At 46.4% G+C, this 364-nt stretch carries 1 protein-coding gene; it reads right to left on the bottom strand.

The features are described from left to right. Positions 1 to 364, bottom strand: a 364-nt coding sequence (locus A3738_RS09840; RefSeq protein ID WP_197473774.1) for an anhydro-N-acetylmuramic acid kinase, incomplete at both ends; no start/stop codon positions are given.

Below are 364 nucleotides of genomic sequence, written 5' to 3'. Positions count from 1 at the left end.
CGTCATAATGCCTGAGTGTTCCGCGATGGCATGTCCATTACCAATTTGGATGGAGAAGGGTGTTGGACCTTCTGGGCGATGGCGGATGGTTTGTCCGTGGCTTCCTATAGCCGTAACGCTTTCCGGATTGATGTTTAGGCGAGTTAGGAAGTCGTTCGTGCTTTTACCAATGAACTTCCCCAGTTCATGATCTACTCGACCAAAACGCTCTAGCTCTTCATCAGAGTTTGAATCACAGAGTTGGGATAAGGCGTGTCGCAATTTTTCCGGTAGTTTTATGCAATCAGATTGAACTGTATGGATCTTATTGTCCTCGAATTTAACGAGGGCAATATCAAGGCCGTCTATGCTAGTGCCTGAAATG

The organism is Oleiphilus sp. HI0066 (genome assembly GCF_001635725.1).
This window is presented reverse-complemented; position numbering and strand designations above follow the sequence as displayed.